10 protein-coding genes are annotated in these 10,263 nt (G+C 60.6%); 9 read left to right on the top strand and 1 reads right to left on the bottom strand.

Annotated features, from left to right (window positions below):
• Positions 1-191: hypothetical protein (locus NE547_RS17650; RefSeq protein WP_256176584.1), on the bottom strand; the 191-nt coding region annotated here is incomplete at its 3' end.
• 179 nt (positions 192-370) lie between these two features.
• Between NE547_RS17650 and NE547_RS17645 the strand changes: the two genes are divergently transcribed.
• From NE547_RS17645 to NE547_RS17605, 9 genes are all read left to right on the top strand, one after another.
• On the top strand, positions 371-1,765 hold the full coding sequence (locus tag NE547_RS17645) for a B12-binding domain-containing radical SAM protein (RefSeq protein WP_256176583.1): 1,395 nt from the start codon (positions 371-373) through the stop codon (positions 1,763-1,765).
• Positions 1,766-1,835: 70 nt separating this feature from the next.
• Positions 1,836-3,143 carry an ABC transporter substrate-binding protein gene (locus NE547_RS17640; RefSeq protein ID WP_186906448.1) on the top strand — a complete coding sequence of 436 codons (1,308 nt, stop codon included), beginning with the start codon at positions 1,836-1,838 and terminating at the stop codon, positions 3,141-3,143.
• Complete coding sequence (locus NE547_RS17635) at positions 3,140-3,832, top strand: response regulator transcription factor (protein ID WP_186906449.1); 693 nt, start codon at positions 3,140-3,142, stop codon at positions 3,830-3,832. Before NE547_RS17640 ends, NE547_RS17635 begins: the two co-directional genes overlap by 4 nt.
• Positions 3,825-5,123, top strand: coding sequence for a cell wall metabolism sensor histidine kinase WalK (locus tag NE547_RS17630; RefSeq protein WP_186906450.1), 1,299 nt, complete (start codon positions 3,825-3,827; stop codon positions 5,121-5,123). Before NE547_RS17635 ends, NE547_RS17630 begins: the two co-directional genes overlap by 8 nt.
• 283 nt (positions 5,124-5,406) lie before the next feature.
• Positions 5,407-6,741 carry an ABC transporter substrate-binding protein gene (locus NE547_RS17625; RefSeq protein ID WP_256176582.1) on the top strand — a complete coding sequence of 445 codons (1,335 nt, stop codon included), beginning with the start codon at positions 5,407-5,409 and terminating at the stop codon, positions 6,739-6,741.
• A 92-nt stretch (positions 6,742-6,833) separates the two neighbouring features.
• Positions 6,834-7,568: an ABC transporter ATP-binding protein gene (locus tag NE547_RS17620; protein WP_186906452.1), complete on the top strand. Its 735-nt coding sequence runs from the start codon at positions 6,834-6,836 to the stop codon at positions 7,566-7,568.
• On the top strand, positions 7,561-8,274 hold the full coding sequence (locus tag NE547_RS17615; RefSeq protein WP_256176581.1) for an ABC transporter ATP-binding protein: 714 nt from the start codon (positions 7,561-7,563) through the stop codon (positions 8,272-8,274). Before NE547_RS17620 ends, NE547_RS17615 begins: the two co-directional genes overlap by 8 nt.
• Before the next feature lie 15 nt (positions 8,275-8,289).
• The gene (locus tag NE547_RS17610; RefSeq protein ID WP_186906454.1) at positions 8,290-9,123 is read left to right on the top strand and encodes a branched-chain amino acid ABC transporter permease; all 834 of its coding nucleotides are present in this window, start codon (positions 8,290-8,292) and stop codon (positions 9,121-9,123) included.
• A gap of 16 nt (positions 9,124-9,139) precedes the next feature.
• Positions 9,140-10,138 (top strand): branched-chain amino acid ABC transporter permease, encoded by a 999-nt coding sequence (locus NE547_RS17605; protein ID WP_256176580.1) that lies wholly within the window; start codon positions 9,140-9,142, stop codon positions 10,136-10,138.
• Positions 10,139-10,263: the final 125 nt, after the last annotated feature.

Below are 10,263 nucleotides of genomic sequence, written 5' to 3'. Positions count from 1 at the left end.
GCAGAAAAGTCGCCCTGTCCGTCATGAGAGGTGTCATTTCCGACGCGCATGTCGCCGGAAATGACGGAGATTTCTTTCCTTCCGTCGTCTGCGGACGACGGAACTCTGCGAGGCTCTTCTCCAAGAGGGTTTTTCAACAGCCTGACGGTTGAAAAACCATCCCGCAGGAGCGCCTTGCAGAGTTCCTTCATCTTGGGACAGGCTGGGTCGAAACAGGCCTTTGGGTCTGTTTTGACCGCCTTGTCCGCTGCTGTTTGGGTCATCGGAGGTGGGGGCAGAATAGAGAAGAATAGGAGCGCCTGACAGACCGATACCAGGCCCGGGCCGGGGGCAGGGCTGCCGCGCGCGAACCAAGAAAGAGAGGCCCCTTATGAAAATTGTATTCATCACGCCCGCCAGCTGGCTGCGGCGCCAGCGCTTCTACCGGCTGGGCGGCTCTTTTTACGGGCACACAAACGCCATCACGGGTCCGCTGATCCTGGGCCACATTCTGAAGACGGCGGGGCATCAGGTGGAGGTCTATGAGGAGCTCTATACCACCCTGAATTACAAGCGGCTGACCAAAGGCGTGGACGTATTCTGTCTGAACGCCATGACATCCACCGCGCCGCGGGCCTACGAGCTGGCCGACCGCTTCCGTCGGGAGACCGGAGCACGGGTGATCCTGGGCGGCATCCACCCTAGCACCCTGCCGGAGGAGGCGGCGGAGCACGCCGATCAGGTCATCGTCGGAGAAGGGGAGCGGGTCATCCTGGACGTGGTGGAGGGCCGCATCCGGGACGCCGTCGTCCGTGCGCCCTGTGTGGAAGACCTGGATTGCGTTCCCATTCCGGATTACTCCATTTTGAAGACCCGCTGCGACACGGCTAACGTGATGTCCAGCCGGGGCTGCCCCTATTGCTGTTCCTTCTGCACCACCTCCCGGATGTTCCGGCCTTACCGGAGGCGCAGCGTGGAGAGCGTGATCGCGGAATTGCGCTGCTACAAGCGTTTGGGCTTTCGCTATATGAACTTTGAAGACGACAATTTTACGGCCGACCCGGACTACGCTAAAGAAATCTGCCGCCGGATGATTGCAGAGGATCTGGTGTTCCGGGAGACCTTCTTTTTTGGACGTACCGACCTCTACCGGGATGAGCAGCTCCTTGATTTGCTGGAGCAGGCGCATCTGAACCGGGTCCTGGTCGGCATTGAATCCCTGAATCAGCAGGCGCTGGATCAGGTCGAAAAACATCAGCGGGTGGCTGATATCGAAGCCTGCGGCGCGGCTCTGGCACGGCACAAGATCCGGTTGATCGCCAGTCTGGTGCTGGGGATCGACGCCGATACGCCGGAGGATATCCGCCGCTCCGTGGCGTTTGCCAGGCAAATCGGAGCATATCAGCTCCAACCGGCCATTCTGACGCCCTTCCCGGGCACCGCCGTTTATGAGCAGTACCGGGAGGAGGGGCGGATACTGACCCGCGATTGGGAACAGTTCGACATGATGAACGTGACGTTTCGGCCCAAGCACATGACCGCCTGGGAACTCCAGAAGGAATTTATGCGCTCCAGCCGGGCCTTTTACGATATCCGCTCCTCGGTTCAAATCATGGCGCGGTTCGGACCGGCCTACGGACTGCGCCGCCTGGGCCTGGCCGCGGCGGCCAAGCTGGGGACCTTCGCGGAAGGGGTGGCGGCCGGGCTGGGAAGGGGAAGCTATTATTACAGCCTTAAGCATGGAGAGACCGGCACGGATGGAGCACAGAAAGCGGAGGGGCTCTGAATCACCTTGCAATCCGTTTGACAATCCGATAGAATAGAGAAAACGACAGCCAAAGGGGGAGGCGTGGCGAATGAGACGAGGGGCGGCCGTGCTGTTATGCCTGGCTCTGGCCTTCACACTGTCCGCGTGCCGTCCGCGTGGGCCGGAACCGGCGCCCTCAGGGAAGGCGGAGGACGGAAGCTGGATCTTTGACGATACGGTGCTGGTGGGCCGTGTGGTCCCGCTGACCGGTACGCTGGCCTCCTTCGGACAGGGGACCCCCTATGTGGAGCAGACGGCCATCGACGCGGTCAACGAACAGGGCGGCGTGGTGCTGGATGGGAAGCGCTGCCGGCTGGAGCTGATCTATGCCGACTCCGGATCGGATGTGGCGGGAGCCGGCGCGGCCGCCCTGGAGCTCATCGAACGGGGGGCGGATATCATGATCGTCTCGCATACGGCGGATACGGTCTCTCCGGTGTCCGCCGTATGCGAGCGCGCAGGGATCGCCTGCATTTCGGTAGACGCACCGGCGTCCGCCTGGGTACTGGGGGGGCCTTACCAGAACTCCTGGCACACCTTTTTTGACAACGAACGGGAGATGCTCTGCTTTTTGGATGCCTGGGAGCAGATCGACAGCAACAAGACGGTCGGCCTGCTCACGGCGAACGACAGCGAGGGGATCGAGATCACCACTTTCATTACGGAATTTGCCGCGGCCAAAGGCTATACCATCGTGGACCCGGGGCGCTATGCCATCGGTATGGAAGACTACAGCGCCACCGTGGAGGCCTTTGCCGCCGCCCCATGCGACATCATTTTGGGCGTGATGACTACGGCTGACTTTTCCGCCTTCTGGTCGGAATGCCTGTCCGCCGGTTACCGGCCCAAGATGTGCACGGTTGCGAAGTCCTGCCTGTTCGCCGCCGACGTGGAGGCCATGGGGGAAGCGGCCAACGGCCTGATCACCGAGGTGTGGTGGCGTTCCGATTTTCCCTATACCTCCTCCATCAACGGCTGGAGCTGTCAGGAACTGGCGGAGGATTACCGGACGCGGTTTGATCCCGCGCTGACGGACGCGCCGCCCACCGTTGGATATAAGCACGCCAATGTGGAGATCTTGTATGATATCCTAAAGCGGGCCGGTTCTCTGGAGCTGGACGCCATCAATGCCGCAGCGGAGGAGACCGGACTGGACACCGTGGTGGGCTATGTCTCCTTCAATGAAGAGCATGTGTCCGTGATGCCCTGTGTGACCGGACAGTGGGTCATGGGGGCGGACGGCACCTACCGTCAGGAGATCGTGGGCAATTATCTGATCCCGGAGATCCCGGTTACAGCAGATATCATCCCCATACCCGGCCCGGCCGGGACGGGGGAGGAGGGAGCGGCTTCATGAAAGCGCTGATCGTAGAGGATGACAGGATCCTGTCCAACAACATCTGTGAGAGCCTCAAGCACAAATTCGACATGACCCAGGCGTTCGATGGAGAAGAGGGGTTGGAGCGTCTAGCCCGGGAGAGCTTCGATGTGATCATTCTGGACGTGATGATGCCCCGGCTCAACGGCTATGAAGTGCTGGAGCAGATGCGCGGCGGAGGCATCACCACGCCGGTGCTTATGCTGACCGCCCTGGGACAGGCTTCCGACCAGGTGAAGGGCCTGCGGGCGGGGGCGGACGACTACCTGTCCAAGCCCTTTGATCTGGATATCTTTCAGGCCCGGCTGGACGCACTGGTGCGCCGCACCCGGCGGGATGAGAGCGCTCAGCGCGAAGGTCTGCGCTTTTTGGAGCTGACGCTGTGGACCAATACCCGCACCGCCCGTATCGGGGACGGGAAACTGGACCTGCACGGCAAGCAGTTCGATTTTCTTTACTATCTGGTGGAAAACAAGAACGTGATCGTACATAAGGAACGCCTGTTCCAGCGCGTATGGGGCTTCTATTCCGCTACGGATTTTTCCGTGGTGGAAGTCTATGCCAGTCAGATCCGGAAGCTTCTGCGGCAGTACGACTATGAAAAGTATCTGAAGACCGTGCGGGGGATCGGTTATATCCTCACCGACGACAGCGAGCTCTATGGATAGAAAAGCCTTCTTGCTGCAGCGCCGCCTGCGGTATATGCTGCTTTTGTTCGTGGTATTTCTGGCGTTGTTCGGTATTTTCGATCTGATCGTATACGCGGTGGCGGAGGGCGCCCTCTATGAGGATGTGGACCGTCAGATGGAGCATGCCGCCCAGGCCATTGAGTCCAATGTGGACGGCGCCGTGGAGAACTTTCAAAACGGCAAGAACATTGTCTATACCGACCGGGGCAGCTATGTGATCACCTACCGCATTTTCCTGCTGCTGCGGGATCGTCAGGGAAATATTCTCAACGCGGAGTATCTGTCCAGCTTTGATTACATGCTCAACGTCGGCTTTCAGGCCGGGGCGCACGGCATGCAGACCGAATCGGTGGAGCGCAACAGCTTTGTGCTCTATTACCGCACCTACACGCTTGCTGTGACCACTTCGGCGGGGGAGACCTTTTATGTCCAGATGACCACCGACTCCACGGAGATCGAAGCCTCTCTGGCCATCATCCTGCGGGTACTGGTGCAGTGCACCCTGGCGGCGATGCTGCTGGTACTGATAGTGGGGTGGTTTTTGAGCAAAACGCTGGTCCAGGGCGTGACCGAGGCGTGGGAACGGCAGGATGAATTCATCAGCTATGCCTCGCATGAGCTGCGGTCCCCTCTGGCGGTCATCCACAGCTCCCTGGAGCTGCTGCTGGATACGCCGGGGGCGCGGATCATCGAGCGAAGCGACCTTATCATGAATTCGCTGACTGAGACCAGCCGTCTGCGCAAGATGGCCTCCAATCTGCTGGAGATGGTACAGCTTCAGGCTGCGGAGATGACCATCCACCGGGAAAACATCCATCTGGATCAGATGGTGGGGGATTTTATCGAGCCGTTTCGCTACCAGGCCGAAGCGGCGGGCAAGACGATGGCGTGTACGCTTCAGCACGGTCTGGATATCCAGGCCGATCGTCAGCTGCTCACCGAGCTTCTGGCCATCCTGCTGGAAAACGCGCTGAAGTATACCGAACCGGGAGACAGCATCCGGGTTTCCGCGCAGATGGCCGATGGGAAAGCGGTGCTGGCCGTATCCGATACCGGGGTGGGAATCAAGGATGAGGCGCTGGGCAAGATCTTTACCCGCTTTTACCGGGAGGAGCGCCAGCAGTCCAAGGCGGACGGCAGCGGCCTGGGGCTTTACATCGCCAGCCTGATCGTAACGCGCCATGGCGGGCGAATCACAGCGGCGCACAACCGGCCGAAGGGAACGACATTTGCGGTAACGCTCCCGGTACGGGAAAAGGGAAAAGCCTGAACGTATGCGGAGGGACCTGCCAAGGCGGGGCCTTCCGCATTTTTTCCTGCAAACACCGCTTCCAAAATTGGCGCCCCCAACAGGGGGCTGGTCATATTGAACAAAAACGGAGCAAAAAGTTTGGCCGCAAAAACGTGTGTTGCATAAAAACTTAAGGTTGCATAAGGGGGCGCTTAAGGTTTGCTTAAGGGAAAAACTGATAGAATTCGGTCAGAAGCTCAGCCTTGACAGACAGGGGAAAAGCCCTTGACGCCCGGCTGAAGCAATGAAAGGAGATCGAACGATGAAGAAGAAACCTATCCTCGCGCTCTTGCTCTGCGTGGTCATGGCAGCCGGCCTGCTGGCCGGCTGCGGCGGCAACGGAGGCAGCGGCTCCGGCAACGAGGGCGGCGGCTCCTCTGGCGGTTCCTCCGGCGGCTCCAGCGGCGGTACCATCAAGATCGGTTATGTGAACCCCTCCACCGGCGCTCTGGCCGGAAACGGCGAAGGCGGCCAGTGGGTCATCGACCAGATCACCTCCTATGTCAACGACACCCTGGGCGGCATTGAGGTGGACGGCGAAAAGAAGAACGTCGAAGTTGTTCTGTATGACTCCAAGTCCGACACCACTACCTGTACCGAGATGGCGCAGAAGCTGTGTGAAGAGGACAAGGTGGACCTGATCGTCGCGATCCAGACTCCCGAGACCGTCATCCCCGTCAGTTCCGTGGCCGAGCGCTACGGCGTGCCCTGCGTGGCCATCCAGGCGCCTGTCAATGCCGTGGCCGGCGCCGCCGATGAGTATGAGTGGACCTATCACGCCTTCTGGACGATCGAGAATGTTTACGAGCAGTACAAGGCCCTGTGGACGGCGGCCGGTTACGGCCCCGGCCAGGGCCACAAGGTGGGCGTGGCGTTCGCCAACGACGCGGACGGCACCGCCTGGTACGAGGTCTTTACCCGGAAGGTGGCCGAAGACGGCTACGAACTGGTGGACCCCGGCCAGTACCCCGCCGGGACCACCGACTTCTCCAACGTGATCAGCCAGTTCAAGAGCGCTGAGATCGACGTCTTGGCCGGTACCAACACGCCTCCCGATTTTTCCAATCTGTGGAGCCAGGCCCTGCAGAGCGGCCTTGAAGTCGGCTGCGTCACCATGGGCAAGTGCTGCCTGCTGCTGGGCGATATGGAAGCCATCGGCGAGGACATCATGGAAGGCGTCATGACCGAGGTGTGGTGGAGCCCCGATCACCCCTATACCTCCGATCTGACCGGCGTGACCTGCGCCCAGCTGGGCGAGGCCTACTCCGCCGCCAACAGCGGCCGTCCCATGCCCCAGCCCGCCGGCTATGGTTATGCCGCCATGGAGCTGGCCGTCGAGGCCTTCCAGGCTGCGGGCACCACGGACAAGACGGCGGTCCGCGACGCCCTGTCCCAGTTGGACGTGACCACCATTGTCGGCCCCATCAAGTATGAGAACACCATGGGCGGCCTGCACTACTCCGACACCGTAGTCTGCGGCGGTCAGTGGCAGCGCGCGGAGGACGGCACGATGGAGCTGGTCATCATCGACAACAGCGTGTTCCCTGAGGTTTCCACCACTGGCGCGTACATCGCCGGAAACGCTTCCAACAAGTAAGAGCGAAAACCCAAGCGCAACGGATCTGACCGGGGCGGGCGGGGGAGTCTCGGCTCTCCGTCCGCCCCAGCTTCGCAATACGGGAGGGAAACATGGATACGGATACCATTCTGTCGTTCGAACACGTGAACGCCGGCTACGGCCGGGTTCAGATCCTGAATGACCTGAGCTTTGAAATGAAACGTGGCGAGGTCTACGGTGTCATCGGCCCCAACGGATGCGGCAAGACCACCATGTTCAACGCCCTGATCGGCCTGATCATCCCGACCAAGGGAAAGATCGCCTATGACGGGCATGATGTAACGAAAACGAACGCCGCCGCCCGCTGCAAGCTGGGCATCGGGCGCACCTATCAGGTGCCCCGTCCCTTCGAGGGCATGAGCGTATTTGAAAACGTCCTGGTGGCCTCCGTCCACGGCGCGGGCCATTCGGAGAAAGACGGGCGCAGGGTGGCCCTGGAGGCGCTGAAGCTCACCGAGCTGTATGAAAAGCGCGAGATCCGGGCGGGGGAGCTGACGCTGCTGGACCGCAAGCGGCTGGAGATCGCACGGGCCCTGGGTACCGAGCCCAAGCTGCTGCTGCTGGACGAGGTGGCCGCTGGCCTGACCGAGGCGGAGGTCCAGGATGTCATGAAAATGGTGGCCAACCTGAAGGCCGCCGGTTACTCCATTATCTGGATCGAACACGTCATCCAGACCATGGTGGAGTCCACGGACACCTTGATGTGTATGTCCGAGGGCCACAACCTGCTGGTGGGGGAGCCCCTGGAGGTCATGAACTCCAAGCTGGTGGAAGAAGTTTATCTGGGGGTGGAAGAAGATGAGTGAGCCTATCCTGAAAGTAGAGGGCGTCCAGGCCAAATACGGCGACTTTGTCGCCGTGGAGGAGGCCACGCTGGACGTGCCGCAGGGGATCATCGTCTCGGTCATCGGCGCCAACGGCGCGGGCAAATCCACCCTGATGGACACCATAGCCGGGGTACATAAGCCGACTGCCGGAACGATCACCTTCAAGGGGGAAGACATTACCGGAATGCCGGCGGAAAAGGTCGTGCTGCGGGGCCTCTCGCTGGTGCCCCAGGGCAGCCGCTGCTTCATCCGCATGACTGTGGAGGACAACCTGGTCATGGGCAGCTACCCCAAGGCCGCACGGGCCAAGGTTAAGGACTCTCTGGAGCGGGTGTACGAGCTCTTCCCGGTGCTCAAGGAGAAGCGCAACGATCTCTCCGGCAGCCTCTCCGGCGGCCAGCGGCAGATGGTGGCCATCGGCCGGGCGCTGATGACCAACCCGGAGCTGGTGCTCTTTGACGAGATCTCCCTGGGCCTGGCCCCCACCATTATCAAGGATATTTATGCCCGCATCAAGCAGATCAGCGGCGAGGGTATGACCGTGGTGCTGGTGGAACAGGACACCAAGCGGGCGATCAAGACCGGCGAGATCAGTCACGTTATGCTCAAGGGCAAGGTGGTCCTGTCCGGCCGTTCTGTGGAGCTGGGTGAAGAAGAAATCAAAAAGGCCTATTTCGGCCTGTAAGGAGGAGGGGGAAGAATGCAAATCCTGATCAACGGTATCCTGCTGGGCGCGATCTATGCCCTCCTCGGCGTCGGTATGAGCATGATGTTCGGTATCGTCAAGCTGACGAACCTGGCCCACGGGGAGTTCATCATTATGGGCGCCTTTGGCTCCACCATCCTGTCCAGCGCACTGGGGATCAACCCCATTCTGACACTGGTCGTCACCGTCCCCGTTATGTTCCTTTTGGGCATGGTGCTCCAGAGCGTACTCATCAACCGGGTCATGCTGCGGGGGGCGGAACCCGCGCTGCTGGTCACCTTCGGCCTGTCCATCATCCTGAAGGACGCCATGCTGCTGCTGTTTACCGCGGATGCCCAAAAGATCGGCGTCAGCTATGCCACCGCCAGCCTGAACCTCGGCGGTATCTCCATCTCGGTGCTCAATCTGGTGGTTTTCGCCATCAGCCTCATCACCATCCTGGTGCTGACGCTGTTCCTGCGCAAGACGTATATGGGCCGTGCCATCCGCGCCACCTCGGATGATACGGTGGCGGCATCCCTGATGGGGGTCAGCGTCAAGAAGACCTACGGCGTGGCCATGGGCATTGCAATGGCCACCGCGGCCATTGCCGGATTGTGCGTCGGCATGCGCTGGACCTTCTATCCCAGCTCCGGCGGCGAATATCTGCTCATCGCCTTCGGCGTGGTGGTCATCGGCGGCATGGGCAGTATTCCCGGCACTCTGGTGGCCGGCCTGGTCTTCGGCCTGGCCCAGGTCATCGGCGGCGCCAACTACGGCATGTTTATCAGCTACATCGTCCTGCTGGTCATGCTGGCGGTCCGGCCCCAGGGCCTGTTCTCAAAGTAAGGGAGGAGGAAACAAAATGAAGACGAAAACCTTAGAAGCCTCCGCCCACAAGCAGGTCCGTGTGTTCGGCGGCCTGCCCATGCTCATCACCGCCGTGGTCATTGTGGCGCTGCTGGTGATCCTGCCCCTGACCGGAGTGCTCTCCAGCAACGCCCAGCGCTACCTGCTCAAGATCTTTTTGTACTGCTGCCTGGGCTCCATGTGGAACCTGATGAGCGGTTACACCGGCATGACAAGTCTGGGCCAGCAGTCCTTTATCGGGATCGCCGGATATTCCCTGGCGGTCATGACCTTCACCTACGGCGCCTCCTACTGGGCGGGCTTTGCCGTAGGCGGCGTGCTGGGCGCGGCCCTGGCCCTGGGGCTGTCCGTGCTCCTGTTCCGGATGCGCGGCATGTATTTCGCCATCGCCACCTGGGTCGTGGCCGAGGCCCTCAAGACCTTTTTCACCAGCTGGACCTTCGTCAAGCAGGGTGCGGGCATGACGATCAAGGCCAAGCCTTATCCCAGCACGACCGAGATCTATATGATCGCTCTGGTGCTGTGCGTCGTCTCCCTGGTAGTCATCTACCTGCTGCTGCGCTCCAAGATCGGCCTGGGCCTCACCGCCATGCGGGACGACGCGGACGCGGCTTCCAGCGTGGGTGTGAACATCTTCCAGTCTAAGCTGTTGTGCTTTGTCATCTGCGGCTTTTTTACCGCCCTGGCCGGCGGGGTGTTCTATCTGAACAAGGGCAGCATCTATCCCAGCGGAGGCTTCGGCATCAACTGGACGGTATCCATCGTGTTCATCGTCATTATCGGCGGCATCGGCACCATGGGCGGCCCCATCCTGGGCGCCATCATTTACACGGTGCTGGAAGAGATGCTGGCCAGTTATCCCGGTTACTCCAATATCATTCTGGGCCTGATCGCCATTTTGGTGATCCTGTTCCTGCCGGACGGCATTCTGGGGACCCTCCAGAAAAAGTTCCACTTTGAGATTCTCTCTCAGAAACGCTTTTCAAAAGAATAGTCAAAACCTCCGGCAAAGCCGGAGGCTTGAGTAAGCCCTAGAAGGGCATGATACGGACGAAGCCCCTTAAGGGGCCCCGAAAGGTTTGCCGACCGCATTTCTTTCACGGGCTGCCCCTTAAGGGG

Source organism: Flavonifractor sp. DFI.6.63 (assembly GCF_024462255.1).
GTDB lineage: Bacteria > Bacillota > Clostridia > Oscillospirales > Oscillospiraceae > Lawsonibacter_A > Lawsonibacter_A hominis.
The sequence above is the reverse complement of the archived record's forward strand: the minus strand, read 5'-3'. Positions and strand labels throughout refer to the sequence as shown.